The sequence below is a fragment of the Mycobacterium paraense genome, assembly GCF_002101815.1.
Classification (GTDB): Bacteria; Actinomycetota; Actinomycetes; order Mycobacteriales; family Mycobacteriaceae; genus Mycobacterium; species Mycobacterium paraense.
Map to the genome: position 1 here is coordinate 88565 of NZ_LQPM01000002.1, position 17985 is coordinate 106549.

At 73.7% G+C, this 17985-nt stretch carries 13 protein-coding genes; 4 read left to right on the forward strand and 9 right to left on the reverse strand.

Annotated elements, in window-relative coordinates; translation table 11 throughout:
* From AWB89_RS01005 to AWB89_RS01015, 3 genes are read right to left on the reverse strand one after another with little or no spacing between them, the layout of a single operon-like run.
* Positions 1 to 741 (reverse strand): 2OG-Fe dioxygenase family protein, encoded by a 741-nt coding sequence (locus AWB89_RS01005; RefSeq protein WP_085171181.1) that lies wholly within the window; start codon positions 739 to 741, stop codon positions 1 to 3.
* Positions 742 to 781: 40 nt separating this feature from the next.
* On the reverse strand, positions 782 to 2779 hold the full coding sequence (locus tag AWB89_RS01010) for an SDR family oxidoreductase (RefSeq protein ID WP_085171182.1): 1998 nt from the start codon (positions 2777 to 2779) through the stop codon (positions 782 to 784).
* A gap of 16 nt (positions 2780 to 2795) precedes the next feature.
* A complete protein-coding gene (locus tag AWB89_RS01015; RefSeq protein ID WP_085171183.1) occupies positions 2796 to 3500 on the reverse strand; it encodes a histidine phosphatase family protein in 705 nt (234 codons plus the stop codon).
* Between the two features lie 104 nt (positions 3501 to 3604).
* On the opposite strand from AWB89_RS01015, the gene AWB89_RS01020 reads away from it, so the two are divergent.
* Positions 3605 to 4477, forward strand: a complete 873-nt coding sequence (locus AWB89_RS01020; protein WP_085171184.1) for a MaoC family dehydratase — start codon at positions 3605 to 3607, stop codon at positions 4475 to 4477.
* A 25-nt stretch (positions 4478 to 4502) separates the two neighbouring features.
* Here AWB89_RS01020 and AWB89_RS01025 read toward each other — a convergent pair whose 3' ends face one another.
* From AWB89_RS01025 to AWB89_RS01035, 3 genes are all read right to left on the reverse strand, one after another.
* Positions 4503 to 9032, reverse strand: a complete 4530-nt coding sequence (locus tag AWB89_RS01025; protein WP_085171185.1) for a PE family protein — start codon at positions 9030 to 9032, stop codon at positions 4503 to 4505.
* Positions 9033 to 9153: 121 nt separating this feature from the next.
* Positions 9154 to 10266, reverse strand: coding sequence for a trehalose-phosphatase (gene otsB, locus AWB89_RS01030; RefSeq protein WP_085171186.1), 1113 nt, complete (start codon positions 10264 to 10266; stop codon positions 9154 to 9156).
* Between the two features lie 41 nt (positions 10267 to 10307).
* Positions 10308 to 11633: a wax ester/triacylglycerol synthase domain-containing protein gene (locus AWB89_RS01035; protein ID WP_085171187.1), complete on the reverse strand. Its 1326-nt coding sequence runs from the start codon at positions 11631 to 11633 to the stop codon at positions 10308 to 10310.
* 165 nt (positions 11634 to 11798) lie between these two features.
* Between AWB89_RS01035 and AWB89_RS01040 the strand changes: the two genes are divergently transcribed.
* Positions 11799 to 15080: an error-prone DNA polymerase gene (locus AWB89_RS01040; protein WP_085171188.1), complete on the forward strand. Its 3282-nt coding sequence runs from the start codon at positions 11799 to 11801 to the stop codon at positions 15078 to 15080.
* 84 nt (positions 15081 to 15164) lie between these two features.
* On the opposite strand, the gene AWB89_RS01045 is transcribed toward AWB89_RS01040, so the two are convergent.
* Positions 15165 to 15575 carry a TIGR03667 family PPOX class F420-dependent oxidoreductase gene (locus AWB89_RS01045; RefSeq protein WP_085171207.1) on the reverse strand — a complete coding sequence of 137 codons (411 nt, stop codon included), beginning with the start codon at positions 15573 to 15575 and terminating at the stop codon, positions 15165 to 15167.
* Between the two features lie 23 nt (positions 15576 to 15598).
* Between AWB89_RS01045 and AWB89_RS01050 the strand changes: the two genes are divergently transcribed.
* Complete coding sequence (locus AWB89_RS01050; RefSeq protein ID WP_085096289.1) at positions 15599 to 16243, forward strand: nitroreductase family protein; 645 nt, start codon at positions 15599 to 15601, stop codon at positions 16241 to 16243.
* Position 16244: 1 nt separating this feature from the next.
* Here AWB89_RS01050 and AWB89_RS01055 read toward each other — a convergent pair whose 3' ends face one another.
* Positions 16245 to 16568: a YciI family protein gene (locus tag AWB89_RS01055; protein ID WP_085171189.1), complete on the reverse strand. Its 324-nt coding sequence runs from the start codon at positions 16566 to 16568 to the stop codon at positions 16245 to 16247.
* 38 nt (positions 16569 to 16606) lie between these two features.
* A complete protein-coding gene (locus AWB89_RS01060) occupies positions 16607 to 17071 on the reverse strand; it encodes a tRNA (cytidine(34)-2'-O)-methyltransferase (protein WP_085171208.1) in 465 nt (154 codons plus the stop codon).
* A 42-nt stretch (positions 17072 to 17113) separates the two neighbouring features.
* On the opposite strand from AWB89_RS01060, the gene AWB89_RS01065 reads away from it, so the two are divergent.
* Complete coding sequence (locus AWB89_RS01065) at positions 17114 to 17719, forward strand: class I SAM-dependent methyltransferase (RefSeq protein ID WP_085171190.1); 606 nt, start codon at positions 17114 to 17116, stop codon at positions 17717 to 17719.
* Positions 17720 to 17985: the final 266 nt, after the last annotated feature.

The window sequence follows — 17985 nt, forward strand, 5'->3', positions numbered from 1 at the left end:
TTACGGCCAGGCCGACGCGAAGGTGATCACCAGGACGTCGCGCTGCGCCGGCCCGGACGCGTCGATCGGCCGGATCGGCGAGACCCCGTGCAGGGTGCGGCGGTCGTCGCCCAGCATCAGCGTTCCCGGCTCCGCCAGCGTCGTCGCCAGCAGTCGGCGGCCGGCCAGGTCGCACACCGTGCTCTCGCCGCCGATCGCGTTGCGCCGCCCGATCAGCAGCGAGCTGACCAGGGTGACACCGTCGCGGTGCAGGCCCTCGGGCGTGGGGTGGCCGTAGTCGTCCCCGCAGCATCGGATGCGGAACGGGTGCACCTTGACGTTCCAGTCGGCCACGTCGCCGTCGAGGGCCACGGCCACGCGGGCCAGCAACGCGATCACCTTGTGCAGCAACGGGTCCGCGGCGAACGCGTCGGTGAGCGGCTCGAAGTCGCGGTCCTTGCCGACGTAGAGCGGGTTGGAGTCCTCCGGTTGCACGAACGCCAGCCTGGGCAGCGGGCGCAGCACCCCGTCGCGAAACGAGTACTGGCCGTATCGGCGCAGCCGCTGCACCCCCAGCTCCGCGGCATAGGGGTCCGGCGCCAGGCGTCGCCAATGGCGCGCGAACCGGGTCCATTCTTCGCGACCCACGCCGAGGCTGCGGGTCAGGTCGAGCGAGGGCAGTACCGCGAACCCCGTCGTCGTGACGAGCCGGGCCGCGGCGGCCACCGGGTCGGCGTCCGTCCACTTTTCGCGCAGGACCATCGCGCCGGGATACCGCAATCCGGCGCCGACGAAACCCGGTTTACCAGTGCACTCCGGGCACCAGCCGGACGAGTCGCTTGACCGGTCGCGGTGTGCGGATTCCGCCCGCGACGGCGGGGGCCGGGCGCTTGGGCTTGCGCTGCGGCGGCGGCGTCGTCTCGGTGGGCAGCCCGCGCGCCGCGGCGGAATCGGGGTAGCCCAGGTAGAGCTGGTGCAGGATGCGCCGCGACGTCCGCGGCGCGAAGTAGTTGCCGACCTCGGCGAGCGTGCCCAGCGGGGTGTCGATGCGCGCCGGTTTCTCGACGAGGCCGCGCACCACCATCGCCGCCGCGCGCTCGGGGCTGATGGCCGGCACCGGGTTGAGCCGGTGCGACGGTGCGATCATCGGCGTGCGGACCAGCGGCATGTGGATGTTGGTGAACGTGATGTGGTCCGACAGTGTCTCCGACCCGACCACGTCGGCGAACGCGTCCAGGGCCGCCTTGGTGGGCAGGTAGGAGCTGTACTTTGGGTTGCGGGCCTGCACGCCGGCGCTGGAGACGTTGACCACGTGGCCGAACCGGCGCTCGCGCCAGTGCGGCAGCAGCGCCAGCACCATCCGGACCGCGCCGAAGTAGTTGACCGCCATCACCCGTTCGTAGTCGTGCAGCCGGTCGGTCGAGTTGACCACCGAGCGCCGGATCGAGCGGCCGGCGTTGTTCACCAGGTAGTCGACGTGGTCGAAGCGGCCCAGGATGTCCTTGACGGTGTGCTCCACCGACGTCGAGTCGGTGACGTCGCAGGTGAACGCGTGCGCCTGGCCGCCGCCCGCGCGGATCTCGGCGACCAGCGCGTCCAGCGCGTCGGCGTTGCGGGCCAGCGCGAACACCGTCGCACCCCGCTGCGCGACGGCGATCGCCGAGGCCCGGCCGATCCCGCTGGACGCCCCGGTGATGATCACGTGCCGGCCCTGTAGCGGTCCCTTCGGGTCGTCGCGGCGCGCGCGGTCGGGATCGAGGTGCTCGGCCCAGTACCGCCACAGCTCGGGCGCGTAGCTCGCGAAGTCAGGTACTTCGATGCCGGTGCCGCGCAACGCCTTTCGCGTCTCATCGCTGATGAACGTGGGCTTGAAATCGACGACCTCGAAAATCTCGGCGGGAATCCCGAGCTGGGTGGCCGCCATGTTGCGCACCACCCGGGCGCGCCCGCGCACCTTGAGCACCGGCGCCGCCACCGAGCGGGGCAGCGACCCGCGCAGCGGCGGCAAGCCGGCCGCCTTGGCGACGCCGCGGTAAATGCCCCGCAGCCCGATGGTTTTGGGGGAGGTGAGGTGGAACGTCCGCCCGTCGTAACCGTCGGCGTGCATGAGTTCGACGAGCGCGTCGACGACGTAGTCGACCGGGACGATGTTGGTGCGCCCGGTGTCGGGCAGCAGGATGGGCGTGAGCGACGGCAGCGCCGCCAGCTTGGCCAGCACGCCGAAGAAGTAGTACGGCCCGTCGACCTTGTCCATCTCCCCGGTGACCGAATCGCCCACCACGACCGCGGGCCGGTAGACGCGGTAGCGCAGCCCGGGGGTCGAGCGCACCAGCGCCTCCGCCTCGAACTTCGTCTGGTGATACGGGGTCGGCAGCCGCTGGCCGACGTCGAAGTCGTCCTCGGTGTACTCGCCGGGAAAGTCGCCGGCCACCGCGATCGACGACACGTGGTGCAGCGTGGCATCGAGCCGGCGGGCCAGCCCGATGACCGCCCCGGTCCCCTCGACGTTGACGGCCCACTGCTCGGGCTCGCCGGCGGTGACGTCGTAGATCGCCGCGCAATGCACGAGGTGATCGACCCGGCCCAGCTCGGCCAGGGTCTCGTCGGTCAGCCCGAGTTCGGGGAGCTCGCCGACCAGGGGCTTCGCCCGGTCACCCCAGTCGGCGGCGAGGCGTTCGAAGCGCCCCAGCGATCCCCGCCGCACCACCACCCACACCTGCGCGTCCGGCCGCGTTTCCAGCAGACGGGACACGACGCGACGCCCGATAAACCCGGTACCGCCGGTAACGACATACCGCATGCGGACATGCTAGCCCTCAACCGCTGAAGTCGCGGATGCCGTCCCATTCCTGCAGCGTCCAGCCCGTCATCGGGTTGCCGGTGATCACCACGCGGCCCGTGTTGGGCAACGGATGGGTGGTGCGGAGGCTGTCCTTGGCGTTCTTCACGTTCATCAGCACCCAGTACTCGATGGAGTACAGGTGCGCGAACACCACCGGGTTGTTGTGGCCGCTGTCGTAGACCTTCTGGACGGCGGCGGTGAACCGGTCGTTGAACTCCTTGCCGGAAATCGACCCGGGGATGCTGTTCTGCACGTCGCCGTTGAGCCAGTCGGCCGGCGCCAGCAGGTAGGTCGTGGGATCCATCGAGATCGGCTTGCCCTCGAACCAGCCGGCCCCGATCTCCTGGATGCCCTCCAGCACCTGAACCTGCTTGTGCAACTCGGCCGCCAGCGGCTCGGCGGTCTGCTGCGCGCGCGTCATCGTCGAGGCGTAGACGGCGTCGTACTTGTTGTGCGCGAGCTGGTGGGCGATCTGTTCGGCCTGCTCCTTGCCCTGCGGGCTGAGACCCGGGCCCGGCACCGAGGTGTCGATGAGCCCGCTGGCGTTGGCCTCCGACTGCGCGTGCCGGATGAACGTCAGCGTGATGCTGCGCGGCTGCGGTGCGCCGCCGCACGCACCCACGACGACCGCCGCGACGAGCACTGCTATGGCCTTTGCGATCACGCTCCCCTTGCGCATGTCGATAGCCTGCCCTGCCGAGGGTGCCGGGGGGAAGGGTTTGCGATGGTCTGAAATGCTTCAGTAGCGAAAAGGCGCGATTCCACGGTCGAAAGGAGACCGGTATGGCCATTGACCCGAGTGCCGTCGGCGCGGTGAGCGATCCGATGCTGTTCGAATGGACCGACAAGGACACGATGCTCTACGCGCTCGGCGTGGGCTGCGGCATCGACGATCTGTCCTTCACGACCGAGAACAGCCACGAGATCGCCCAGCAGGTGCTGCCCACCTACGCGGTGATCTGCTCTCCGGCCTTCGGGGCGGCCGCCAAGATCGGAACGTTCAACTGGGCCATGCTCTTACACGGCTCGCAGGGCGTCCGGTTGCATGCACCGCTGCCCGCTGCCGGAAAGCTGTCCGTGGTCTCCGAGGTCACCGACATCCAGGACAAGGGTGAGGGCAAGAACGCGGTCGTGATGCTGCGCGGCCGCGGCACCGACCCGGATTCGGGCAAGCTGGTCGCCGAGACGTCGACGACCTTCGTCGTCCGGGGCGCCGGCGGGTTCGGGGGAGCGCCGGGTCAGCGTCCCGTCGCGCCGGAGATCCCGGACCGCGAGCCGGACGCCCGGATTCCGCTGCCCACCCGCGAGGACCAGGCGCTGATCTATCGGCTGTCCGGCGACCGCAACCCGCTGCACAGCGACCCGTGGTTCGCCCGCGAGCTGGCCGGCTTCCCCAAGCCGATCCTGCACGGGCTGTGCAGCTACGGCGTGGCGGGGCGCGCGCTGGTCGCCGAGCTGGGCAAGGGTGTGGCGGCCAACGTCACGTCGATCGACGCGCGTTTCAGCTCGCCGGTGTTCCCCGGCGAGACGCTGACCACGCTGATCTGGCGGACGGAGCCCGGCAAGGCCGTGTTCCGCACCGAGGCGTCGGGCGCCGAGGGGGCCGACGCCCGGGTGGTGCTCGACGACGGCGCCGCGGAGTACACGGAAGGCTAAGCGCCGCAACGGCTCTCGCGCGGCATCAGCCGTTATTGCCGTTGTTTCCGTTGCTGCCGTTGGTGCCGCCGGGAGCGGTGCCCTGACCGCCGGTGCCGCCCTGCCCGCCGTGGCCGCTTGGCGCGAGGACGCCGACCCCGCCGTCGCCGCCGTCGCCGCCGTTTCCGCCGCCGCCGCCCGCGGTGCCGTTGCCGCCGGTGCCGCCCGTGCCGCCGGTGCCTCCGTTCCCGCCGGCGCCCCCGGAGCCGCCGCCGTCGCCGCCGAGGCCGCCGTGACCGCCCTGGCCGCCCGTGCCGCCGGTGAAGCCGGTGTCGCCGACGCCACCGGTGCCACCGGCGCCGGCGTTGCCGCCCTGGCCGCCGCCGCCGGCGCTGGCAGTGATGTCCCCGCCGGTGCCGGCCGAGCCACCCATGCCGCCGCCGCCGCCATCGCCGCCCAGGCCGCCCTGGCCGCCGTCGTTGCCGTTGCCGTCGCCGCCGGTGCCGCCCTGGCCGCCGGTCCCGCCGGTGCCGCCCGTGCCGCCGGCGCCGTCGATGCCGCCAGCGCCGGAGTTGCCGCCCTGGCCGCCCGTGCCGCCGGTCGCGCCGTTGCCGCCGGTGTCGCCGAAGCTGCCGGGGTTGCCCGGGCTGCCATTGGTTCCGGCGGAACCCTGGAGACCGTTTCCGCCGTCGCCGCCCTGCCCGCCCTGACCGCCGGTGCCGTAGGTGCCGACGGTGCCGGCGTGGGTACCGCCGCTGCCGGAGCCGCCGCCCTGGCCGGCGCTACCGCCGGTGCCGCCGACGCCGCCGGTGGTGGCGTCGTTGCTGCCGTCGTCGTTCCAGCCGGTGCCGCCCTGGCCGCCGATGCCGCCGGTGCCGCCCGTGCCGCCGGAACCGTTGGTGCCGCCCGTGCCGGAGTTGCCGCCTTGGCCGCCCTGGCCGCCGGCGCCGCCGGCGTCGCCCATGCCGCCGGTCTCACCGGGCCCGGTGGCCGCGGGGCCCTGCGCGCCGTTGCCGCCGGTGCCGCCGGTGCCGCCTTGCCCGCCGGTGCCGTAGGCGCCGGTGGTGCCGGGGTTGGTGCCGCCGGTGCCGGTGTCGCCGCCCTGTCCGGCATCACCGCCGGTGCCGCCGACGCCGCCGGCGGTGGCGAGGTCACCGACGCCGTCGTCGCTGAAGCCGTCGCCGCCCTGGCCGCCGGTGCCGCCGTTGCCGCCCTGACCGCCGGAGCCGTTGGTGCCGCCGGCGCCGGAGTTGCCGCCCTGGCCGCCCTGGCCGCCGGCCCCGCCGGTGTGGCCGATGCCGCCGTCCTGGCCCGGGGTGGTCGACGCCAGACCCTGCGAGCCGTCGCCACCCGTGCCGCCGGTCCCGCCCTGCCCGCCGGTGCCGTAGGCGCCCACCGTGCCGGCGTTGGTGCCGCCGGTGCCGGTGCCGCCGCCCTGGCCGGCGTCGCCGCCGGTGCCGCCGACGCCGCCCGCGGTGGCGCCGCCGCCGGGACCGCCGTTCTGGCCGATGCCGCCCTGGCCGCCGGTCCCACCGTTCCCGCCGGTGCCGCCCGAGCCGTTGGTGCCCCCGGTGCCGGAGTTGCCGCCCTGGCCGCCCTGGCCTCCGGCGCCGCCGGCGTGGCCCATGCCGCCGACCTGGCCGGGGCCGGGGGCGGCCGCGCCCTGGGCGCCGGTGCCGCCGGTGCCGCCGGTGCCGCCCTGCCCGCCGGTGCCATAGGCGCCGGTGCTGCCCGGGTTGGTGCCGCCGCTGCCGGCGCTGCCGCCCTGCCCGGCGTTGCCGCCGGTGCCGCCGACCCCGCCGGCGGTGGCGAGGTCACCGAGGCCGTCGTCGTCGAAGCCGGCGCCGCCCTGGCCGCCGGTGCCGCCGTTGCCGCCCGTGCCGCCGGAGCCGTTCGTCCCGCCGGCCCCGGAGTTGCCGCCCTGGCCGCCCTGGCCGCCGGCGGCCCCCGACAGCCCCATGCCGCCGTCCTGGCCGGGGGTGGTGGACGCGACCCCGTGCTCGCCGCTGCCGCCGGTTCCGCCCGTGCCGCCCTGACCGCCGTTGCCGTAGACGCCGGCGCTGCCACCGGTGCCGCCGGTGCCCGCGGCCCCGCCGGCGCCGGCGTCGCCGCCCGTCCCGCCGGTGCCCCCGGCGGAGGCGCCGCCGGCGGCGCTGCCGTTATAGCCGTTGCCGCCCTGGCCACCCTGGCCGCCGCTGCCACCGGTGCCGCCGGAGCCGTTGGCGCCGCCATTGCCGGCACCGCCCTGGCCGCCCTGGCCGCCGGCCCCGCCGTCGCCGCCCTGGCCGGCGAACTGGGCCGGACTGTTGGCCGCGGTGCCCTGGGCCCCTGCCCCGCCCTTGCCGCCGCCCCCGCCGTTCCCGGCCGTGCCGCCGAAACCGGCCTTGCCGCCGTCGCCGCCGGTGCCGCCGTTGCCGCCGCCTATGCCGGCGGTGCCGCTGGCGGTCCCGCCGTTGCCGCCGGTGCCGCCGTTGCCGGCGACGCCGCCGGCGGCACTGGTGCCGGCGTGGCTGAGCAGCGCCCCGCCGGCCGCGCCGGCGCCACCGTCACCGGCGTTGCCGCCGCTTCCGGCGTTGCCGCCGTCGGTCGGGTTGAAGCCGTTGCCGTTGCCGCCGTTGCCGCCGCTGCCGCCGGCGCCGCCGGCCCCGCTGGCGCCGCCGTTGCCGCCGTTGCCGATCAGCATCCCGCCATGGCCGGCGACGCCCCCCGAACCGCCGTTGCCCCCGGTACCGCCGGAGCCCGCGGCCCCGGCGTTGCCGCCGGTGCCGCCGCTGCCGTTGCCGCCCGGTTGACCGTTGCCGCCGTTGCCCGCGTTGCCACCCCCGCCGGCGTTACCGCCGTTGCCGCCGGTGCCGCCGAGCAGCCCGGCGTTGCCGCCGGCGCCGCCGTTGCCGCCGGCGCCGCCGTTGCCGCCGTCGACGCCCCGCACGTTGCTCACCGACTGGGCCGACGGGCCGGCCCCGCCCTGGCCGCCGGCGCCGCCGTTGCCCCACAGCGCGGCGCTGCCGCCGGCGCCGCCGTTGCCGCCGTTGCCCGGGGTGCTGTTGTTCGCGTTGCTGCCGGTGCCGATGGCCCCGCCGGCGCCGCCGGCCCCACCGGCCCCGGCATTGCCGATGCCGCGGGCGGCACCGCCGGCGCCGCCGTCGCCGCCGTTGCCGCCGACGACGCCGCCGTTGAAGATGCCGCCGGTGGTGTTGGCCCCGCCGGCCCCGCCGGCGCCGCCCGCACCGCCGTCGCCGTAGATGGAGCCGCCGGCCCCGCCGGCGCTGCCCTGGCCGCCGGCCCCGCCAATGCCCTTGCCGCCGTGCACAAATCCGCCGGCCCCGCCGGCCGCGCCCGCCCCGCCGCCGCCGACCAGCCCGGCGTTTCCGCTCGCCCCGGCGTTGCCACCGGCCCCGGCGTTGCCGGAGCCGGTGTTGTTCCCGCCGGCCCCGCCGGCACCCGCGGCCCCGCCGTTGCCGGACAGCAGCGCCGCGGCCGCGCCCGCGCCTCCGCTGCCTCCGGCGCCCGCGGTGCCGGTGCCGTTGATCGACCCGCCGGCCCCGCCGGTGCCGCCGGCGCCCCCGGCGCTGTGCACCAGCCCGGCGGCCCCGCCGTTGCCGCCGGCGCCGCCGGTGCCGCCGGTGCCGTTGCTGCTGTTGAAGCCGCCCGTCCCGCCGGTGCCGCCGGCCCCGCCGTCGCCCTGGAGCAGCCCGGCGGCCCCGCCGGCGCCGCCCGCGCCGCCGTTGCTCGCGGCCGAGCCGGTGTCGGAGTCCTCGCCGCCGATTCCGCCCGTGCCGCCGGCCCCGCCGGTCCCGAGCAGGCCGGCGTGGCCGCCGCTGCCGCCCGCGCCGCCGAGCGACGAGGTGAAACTGTTCTTGCCCGCCCCGCCGTTGCCGCCGGCGCCGCCGGGCCCGGCGTCGCCGGACAGGTAGCTATTGCCGCCGGCGCCGCCGGCCCCACCGAGGCCGCCGGCGGCGTCCCCGTGCTGGCCGTCGGCCCCGCCGTTGCCGCCCGATCCGCCGCGCCGGCGCCGCCGGCGCCGCCGGCCCGCCACGCCCGTGCCGCCGTTGCCGCCGAACCCGCCGTTGCCGAACAATCCCGCCGAGCCGCCGTTACCACCGGCCAGGCCGGAGTTGGCCGGCTGGGAGTAGCCGTTGCCGCCGTTGCCGAAGAGGATGCCGCCGTTGCCGCCGTTCGGGTTGGCCGCAGTTCCGTTGGCGCCGTTGCCGATCAGCGGGCGTCCAAGCAGGAGGTCGGTGGGCGCGTTGACCAGGTTGAGCACGTCCTGTTCGACGGTCTGCAGGGGCGAGGCGTTGGCGGCCTCGGCGCCGGCGTACGCGAGGCCCGCGCCGCCGAGGGCCTGCACGAACTGCTCGTGGAAGGCCGACACCTGCGCGCCCAGCACCTGATACGCCTGGCCGTACTCGCCGAACAGCGCCGAGATCGCCGCCGACACCTCGTCGGCGGCGGCCGCCTGGAGCTGAGCGGTCGGCCCCGCCGCCGCCGCGTTGGCGGCGGCGATCGCCGACCTGATCCCGGCTAGATCCGTAGCCGCTGACGCCACCACGTCGGGCGACGCGAGCACAAAAGACATGTCTGACCTCCCAAGTCGGCGGCGACAGCTTAGCGTGGCTTCGTACCGGATGGCAGGGTTTCGCGGAGCTCACAGCCCACAGGCAGGGAACGCCAGCGATTCAATGGCCAACGGTCCCAAACTAATCCGCGCGGGCCTCCCCGAGCCGCCGGGCCAGCCGGTCGGTGAACTCGGCCGCCTGCGCCGGGGTGTCCAGCGCGAACCGCGCGGCGGTGGCGCGGTCACCGTCCTCGTTGTGCCGCACCAGGATCGGGACGCCGTCGTCGCTGATCGCGTCGAACGCGTCCTCGTCGGTGATGTCGTCGCCGACATAGACCGGCACCAGCGGGCCGGAGCTGGCCCCGCTCAGGTGCTCGATCACCCAGCGCAGGGTCTTCCCCTTGTCCCAGTCCATGTCCGGGCGCAGCTCGATGACCTCGCGGCCGGTGGTCACCCGGAGCGCGTCGCGGCGACCCGCCGCGCGCACCGCGGCGGCCACCTCGCCGACGCGGTCCCGGGCCGCGTTGCGGTAGTGCACCGCCACCCCGAAACGCTTGTGCTCCACCACAACACCGGGAATCGAGCCCAGCCGATCGCGTAGTTCGGCGGCCGCCTGCTCCAGCACCGGCACGGCCGCCGCCGCGTCCTCGTTCTGGTGGTGGGTGCCGTCGGGCGCGGTCAGCTCGAAGCCGTGGCTGCCGGCGTACCAGATGCCGGGCACGCCGAGACGCTTCGTCACGTCGGCGAGGTCGCGGCCGGACAGCACCGCCACCGGGCACTGCGCGGCCAGCTTCTGCAGGGCCTCGACCGCCCCGGCGACGGGCCGGGCCGCGTCGGGATCGTCGACGATGTCCGACAGGGTGCCGTCGAAGTCGTAGAACACCGCGGGGCGGCCGTCGGCCAAGGGGCCCAGGGCCTCTCGCGCGTCGGGCAGCTGGGACATCCGGCGGTCCCCGGTCCGCACCGCGACCTGGTTCGCGTCGGCGACCACCGCGTCGGCGCCGCAACGCCGCAGTGCGTCCGGGGAGCCGACGCCGATGACCAACGCGAAGCCGTGGTCGCGCGCCGCCCGAACGACTTCCGGGTCGCCGGTCACGACGGCGGCTCGGCCCGGCCGAACGCCCGGGTCGTCGGCGCCCCACTCGAAGACGCCCACGCCGGCGTCGCGGAGTCGCCCGGCCAGCCCCGGCGCGTCGCGCAATGCGGGGTCGAACAGCGCCGCGTCATGGCGGCGCGGGTCGATGGTGACCGGCATGCACCAACCCTCTCACGGTGCCGGCCACCGCCGGCCCCGGGTCAATAGCGCGCCGAGGGGTGCGCCGGTCGCGCCTGGCTCGGATGCCTGCGGGCCGCGCGCCTGCGCCGGTGGTCCTTGCCGAACAGCAACACCGAATCTCCGCTGAGCGCCACCATCCGCGCCATGCCCAGCTCGATGCCGGCCGCCAGCTCCTTGACGTCGGCCGCGGCGTCGTATTCGGCGGTGATCCCGAACACCACGTCGTCGCCGTAGCTGAGCACCGCGACCCCGGTGCTCAGCCGCACGGCGGTCGGGGGGATGGGCAGCAGGCGTTCCATCGTCTGGCCCATCAGCCGCAGCTGCTGGCGCGGCCCGGGCGTGTGGGTGCCCAGCGTCACCAGGCCGGCGTGCGGCAGCCGGGCCAGCAGCTGTAACACGTTGCTGCGCACCAGCGCCGGCAGGCAGTTCAGCGCCGCTTCCACGAGGCCGGGCTCGCGCTTCTGGACCTTCCACCGGCTGTGCACCGTGCGCAGCTGCTGGACCGGATCCTCGTGCTCGACCGGTAGGTACGGCAGCACGGCCGAACGCGCGGGCTCGCCCCACAGCGGCACCAGGGTCCGCAGCGAGTCCGCGCGCGGCTCCTCGCCGCGGCGCAGCAGGACCCGCCGGAAGCCCTCGGTGATGGCCGCCAGCGCAACGTCGTTGACGGTGACGCCGAACTTGCGGCACACCTGGTCCACGTCGGCGGCGGGGACTCGCACCGTGCCGTAGCGCCGCATGACCGGATGGGCCGGCAGCCGCTCCGCCGGCCACATCGCCCCGACCAGCGTGCCGGCCACCGCCGCGGCCCGGCCCAGGGCGTCGGCCCAGCCGGGTCGCGGCGCCGCCGAAACCCGTTGGGCGACAACGTCGTCGGCGAAGGCCTCGGTGCCGGCGTCGTCGCAGAGCCTGGTGAGCAGCCGGGCGGCCGAGTTGCCGTCGGCGACGTCGTGGTGGGCCTTCATCAGGATCGCCCACCGGTTGCCCGTCAGGCCCTCGATGACCCAGCACTCCCACGGCGGGCGGTTCAGGTCGAGGGGGCGCTCCAGGGCGAAGGCGATGGCCTGGGACAGCTGGGTGTCGTCGCCCGGGCGCGGGATCGCCACCCGGCGCAGGTGACGGGCGACGTCGAATTCCGGACCGTCGATCCACTCGAAGTCCTGCGCCCGCAGCACCTGCGTGCAGCGAGGTATCGACCGAAACCGTTCGGCCAGAAGCTCTTTCAGCAGCGTGTCATCGGGAGCGGGGCCGTCGACGATGGCGACCGCGCCGATAGCCAGGCTCGCGTGCTGCTCGGGATCCTGAGCCTTGAGGTAAGCCGTGTCCAGTGCCTTCGCTTGCGCCATGCTCAGTCCCGCCGTCGTTTCTTCCCTCGTACCAGTATCTGTGCGGCGCCCGCCGTGCGGTAGCTCCGCAGCGTTAAGACCTTGTTTAGGAGTTGAAGATCCGTTTAACAACCGTTGTCATGAGCCGGGGTTTAATCGAACATACATTCGAGTAGACTCGGGAAGGTGGGCTGGTTCAACGGGCCGCCGAGCTGGGCGGAGATGGAGCGGGTGCTCGACGGCAAGCCGCGCCATGCCGGCGCGCCGGCGGAACCCCCGGAGGACGCCCCGCTGTCGCGCAAGCGGGGGACGTACCGGCCACCCGACGACACCCGGGCGGCCCGCTCGTCCGTCGCGTATGCCGAGTTGCATGCGCATTCGGCGTTCAGCTTCCTCGACGGCGCCAGCACGCCCGAGGAGTTGGTGGAGGAGGCTTCCCGACTGGGCCTGCGCGCCCTGGCGCTCACCGACCACGACGGCCTGTACGGGGCGGTGCGGTTCGCCGAGGCCGCCGCCGAACTCGAGCTGAACACCGTGTTCGGCGCCGAGTTGTCGCTGGGGCCGGGAGCGCGCACCGAGACGCCGGACCCGCCCGGCCCGCACCTGCTGGTGCTGGCCCGCGGGCCGGAGGGCTACCGGCGGCTGTCGCGGCAACTGGCCGCCGCGCACCTGGCCGGCGGGGAGAAGGGCAAGCCGCGCTACGACCTCGACGCGCTGACCGAGGCCGCCGGCGGGCACTGGCACATCCTGACCGGGTGCCGGAAAGGCCATGTGCGCCAAGCGCTCGTCGACGGGGGCCCCGACGCGGCGCAGCGGGCGCTGGCCGACCTGGTGGACCGGTTCGGGCCGGACCGGGTCAGCGTCGAGCTGACCCGGCACGGTCACCCGCTCGACGACGAACGCAACGCGGCGCTGGCCGCGCTGGCGCCGCGCTTCGGCGTCGGCGTCGTCGCCACCACCGGGGCGCATTTCGCCCACCCGTCGCGCGGCCGGCTGGCCATGGCGATGGGCGCCATCCGGGCCCGGCAGTCCCTGGATGCCGCCGCCGGGTGGCTGGCCCCGCTGGGCGGGGCGCACCTGCGGTCCGGGGAGGAGATGGCCCGGCTGTTCGGGCAGCGGCCCGACGCGGTGTCGGCCGCCGCGGAGCTCGGCGAGCAGTGCGCGTTCGGGCTGGCGCTCATCGCGCCGCAGCTGCCGCCGTTCGACGTGCCCGACGGGCACACCGAGGACAGCTGGCTGCGGCACCTCACGATGGCCGGCGCGCGCGACCGCTACGGGCCCGTCGACAGCGCGCCGCGCGCCTACGCCCAGATCGAGCACGAGCTGGAAGTCATTGCGCACCTGACGTTTCCGGGCTATTTCCTGGTGGTGCACGACATCGCCCGGTTCTGCCGCGAGAACAACATCCTGTGCCAGGGCCGGGGATCGGCGGCCAACTCCGCGGTCTGCTACGCCCTGGGCGTCACCGCGGTGGACCCGGTGGCCAACGAGCTGTTGTTCGAGCGCTTCCTGTCGCCCGCCCGCGACGGGCCGCCCGACATCGACATGGACATCGAGTCCGACCAGCGCGAAAAGGTCATCCAGTACGTCTACGACCGCTACGGCCGCGACTACGCCGCCCAGGTCGCCAACGTCATCACCTACCGGGGCCGGATCGCGGTGCGCGACATGGCCCGCGCCCTGGGCTTTTCGCAGGGGCAGCAGGACGCGTGGAGCAAGCAGATCAGCCACTGGAACGGGCTGGCCGACTCGCCGGACATCGAGGACATCCCGGAGCAGGTGATCGACCTGGCCACCCAGATCCGGAACCTGCCGCGGCACATGGGCATCCATTCCGGCGGCATGGTGATCTGCGACCGGCCGATCGCCGACGTCTGCCCGGTGGAGTGGGCGCGCATGGAGAACCGCAGCGTGCTGCAATGGGACAAGGACGACTGCGCCGCAATCGGTTTGGTGAAATTCGACCTGCTCGGGCTGGGCATGCTCAGCGCGCTGCACTACGCCATCGACCTGGTGGCCGAGCACAAGGGCATCGAGGTGGACCTGGCCCGCCTGGACCTCTCCGAGCCGGCGGTCTACGAGATGCTGTGCCGCGCCGATTCCGTCGGCGTGTTCCAGGTGGAGTCGCGGGCGCAGATGGCCACCTTGCCCAGATTGAAGCCGCGGGTGTTCTACGACCTGGTGGTGGAGGTCGCGCTGATCCGCCCCGGGCCCATCCAGGGCGGATCGGTGCACCCCTACATCCGGCGGCGCAACGGCGTCGACCCGGTGGTCTACGACCACCCGTCCATGGAGCCGGCGTTGCGAAAGACGCTGGGGGTGCCGCTGTTTCAGGAGCAGCTGATGCAGCTCGCGGTCGACTGCGCCGGCTTTTCCGCCGCCGAGGCCGACCAGCTGCGGCGCGCCATGGGCTCCAAGCGTTCGACCGAACGGATGCGGCGGCTGCGCGGCCGGTTCTACGAGGGCATGCGCGCGCTGCACGGCGCCACCGACGAGGTGATCGACCGGACCTACGAAAAGCTGGAGGCCTTCGCCAATTTCGGCTTCCCCGAAAGCCACGCGCTGTCCTTCGCGTCGCTGGTGTTCTACTCGTCGTGGTTCAAGCTGCATCACCCGGCGGCGTTCTGCGCGGCGCTGCTGCGCGCGCAGCCGATGGGCTTCTACTCGCCGCAGTCGCTGGTGGCCGACGCGCGCCGGCACGGCGTGGCGGTGCACGGCCCGGACGTCAACGCCAGCCTGGCGCACGCCACCCTCGAGAACGAAGGGACGGAGGTCCGGCTCGGCCTGGGTGCCGTCCGCCACATCGGCGACGACCTGGCCGAGCGGCTGGTCGACGAGCGAAAGACCCACGGCCCCTTCGCATCCCTGCTGGACCTGACCACCCGGCTGCAGCTGTCCGTGCCGCAGACCGAGGCGCTGGCCACGGCCGGGGCGCTCGGCTGCTTCGGGATGTCCCGGCGCGAGGGGTTGTGGGCGGCCGGGGCGGCCGCCACCCAGCGCCCGGACCGGCTGCCCGGGGTGGGCTCGTCGTCACACATCCCGTCGCTGCCGGGGATGAGCGAGCTGGAGCTGGCCGCCGCCGACGTGTGGGCCACCGGCATCTCCCCGGACAGCTACCCGACGCAGTTCCTGCGCGAGGACCTCGACGCGATGGGTGTGGTGCCCGCCGAGGCGCTGCTTGACGTGCCCGACGGCGACCGCGTGCTGATCGCCGGCGCGGTGACCCACCGGCAGCGGCCCGGCACGGCCCAGGGGGTGACGTTTCTCAACCTCGAGGACGAGACCGGCATGGTCAACGTGCTCTGCACGCCGGGGGTGTGGGCGCGGCACCGCAAGCTGGCCAACACGGCGCCGGCGCTGCTGGTGCGCGGCCAGGTGCAAAACGCCAGCGGCGCCGTCACCGTCGTGGCCGAGCGGCTGGGCCGCATCACGCTGGCGGTCGGCTCGCGCTCGCGCGACTTCCGCTAGGAAGCCTTCGCCGAGTGTGAAACTACCGCGAGATTTCGGCGAAATTTTCGCAGTGGCTTCACTTTCGGCGAGGCGGTCGGCTCGCTAGCCCGTCGGCGTGGTCCACACCCGCGTGGGCGTGATGGAAAGCCGGGTGCTGTAAGAGCCCATCGCCTCGGTCAGGCCGAACCTCTCGGCGTCGTCGCGGTACTTGTTCCAGTACGGCTCGTCGTCGCGGCAGTCGACGTCGGTGGCGTCCACCGTGGCGACACCGCCCACCACGATGATGCCGCCGCCGTTGCCGTCCGAGTCGAGGTTCAGGCTGACCTTGGGGTGCGCCTTGACGTGGCCGACCTTGGCGGCCTGTGGCGTCGAGTAGACCGTCAGCGTGGCCCCGTCGAAGTAGAACCAGACGAGTCGCGGGACCGGCTGCCCCGACTTCGCCACCGTCGTCAGCCACCCGTAGTGGTCGGCGATGAGCCTGTTGGAAACCTCTTGTGTCAGTTCGACTGTCATGAAGCCAAAGGTAGTCTCCACACATGACCCTCAACTTGTCCGTCGACGAAGTCCTCACCACCACCCGCTCGGTCCGCAAGCGCCTCGACTTCGACAAGCCGGTGGGGCGCGACGTCCTGATGGAATGCCTCGACCTGGCCCTGCAGGCGCCGACGGGTTCCAACTCGCAGGGCTGGCAGTGGGTGTTCGTCGAGGACGCCGACAAGAAGAAGGCGCTCGGCGACATCTACCTGTCCAACGCGCGCGGCTACCTCAGCGCGCCCGGAGCCCAATACGCCGAGGGCGACACCCGCGGCGAGCGGATGGGCAAGGTGCGCGACTCCGCCACCTACCTCGCCGAGCACATGCACGAGGCGCCCGTGCTGATGATTCCCTGCATCGAAGGCCGCGAGGACAAGTCGCCGCTCGGAGGGGTGTCGTTCTGGGCGTCGCTGTTCCCGGCGGTCTGGAGCTTCTGCCTGGCGCTGCGCTCGCGGGGCCTGGGCTCGTGCTGGACGACGCTGCACCTGCTGCGCGACGGGGAGAAGCAGGCCGCCGAGGTCCTCGGCATCCCGTACGACAAATACAGCCAGGGCGGCCTGTTCCCGATCGCCTACACCAAGGGCACCGACTTCCGCCCGGCCAAGCGGCTGCCGGCCGAGCAGCTCACCCACTGGAACGCCTGGTAAGTCACTTCAGCGGCCAGACTTCGACGACCCCGTGCGCGACGGCACACGGCGTCTGGCTCACCCGCTCGATCGCCGAAGGCAGGTCCTCGGCCTCCAGCACGGCGAACCCGGCGACGGGCAGCCCTGACCGCAGGTACGGCCCGGGCTCGGTCCGCACGCCGGAGCCGTCCGGATTGCGCACCTGAACCGGGCGGCCGGCGATCCCGATGAGCGCCCCGGCCGCGCGCAACGCGTCGTCGCGCGCGTGGGCGGCCTCTTTGCAGTCGTCGCTCACGCGGTCGTACCCGGCCGCGTCCCCGTAACCGATCGTGATGAAGGTAGCCATATCAAGGCTGACTCGTGGGCGGTCCTGGACTCATCGCGTCACACCGCCCCGGCGTAGCCGTGCTGGCGCCACGCCTCGTAGACGGCGACCGCGGCCGCGTTGGACAGGTTCAGCGAGCGCCGGCCCGCCAGCATCGGGATCCGCACCTGGCGGGTGATGTGCGCGTCGGCCAGGGTCGCCGCGTCCAGCCCGTCGGGTTCGGGCCCGAACATCAACACGTCGCCCGCCGCGTAGTCGACGTCGGCGAACGGCGTGGTCGCGTGCGCGGTGAACGCAAAAACCCGCCCCGGCGCCAGCGCCTCCCAGGCGGCCGGCAGCGACGGGTGCACGGTGACCGACGCGAGGTCGTGATAGTCCAGGCCGGCCCGCCGGAGCTTGGGTTCGGACAGGTCGAAGCCCAGCGGCTCGACCAGGTGCAGTTCGGCGCCGGTCGCGGCCGCCGTCCGAATGGCGTTGCCGGTGTTGGGCGCGATGCGCGGTGAATAGAACAGCACCTTGAACACACACGCCATCCTGCCCGCGGTCTTCGCTTGGATAATGCTGGCATGGCCGAGCAGAGCATCTGGATGCAGAAGGTGGCAGCGGATCCCGGACACTCGCACTGGTATGTCGAGCGCTTCCGGGCCATGGCCCGCGCCGGCGACGACCTGCTCGGCGAGGCCCGCCTCGTGGACGCGATGGTGCCGCGCGGCGCCCACATCCTCGACGCCGGTTGCGGTCCCGGCCGGTTGGGCGGTTATCTGGCCGCGGCCGGTCACCGGGTGGTCGGTGTCGACGTCGACCCGGTGCTCATCGAGGCAGCCGAGCACGACCATCCCGGGCCGCGCTGGCTCGTCGGCGACCTCGCCGAACTCGACCTTTCCGCGCGCGGCATCGCCGAGCCGTTCGACGTCATCGTGTCGGCCGGCAACGTGATGGCGTTCCTTGCCCCGAGTACCCGAGTCCCGGTGCTGAGGCGGCTGCGTGCGCACCTCGGAGACGGCGGGCGAGCGGTGATCGGCCTCGGCGCCGGCCGCGGGTACGAGTTCGGCCAGTTTCTCGACGACGCGGCCCATGCCGGGTTCACGCAAGATCTGCTGTTGTCCACCTGGGATCTGCGACCGTTCACCGATGAGTCCGATTTCCTCGTCGCGGTGCTTCGGCCGGCTTAGGTCCCACGCGCCGGGGCCGACCCGTCCGGATGGATCCCGACAAAGCCAATGTGTTTGCCAGACTTGCATCCCCGTGCACCGGCCAACCTTGGAGGGCTCTGCCTACTCAGTAGGAATTGTGGAGACCTCGGCGGCGGGCTGTCATACTCGTCGAATTGCCAGGCGTTTATTTCTCGCGTCCCTCTGCGCGTGGCAGGCGAAAAAGCAGGAAGTCTCATGAGTCTCTCGTTTCACGGAGCGCCCACGACCGGCGCAGCGGCCGGCCG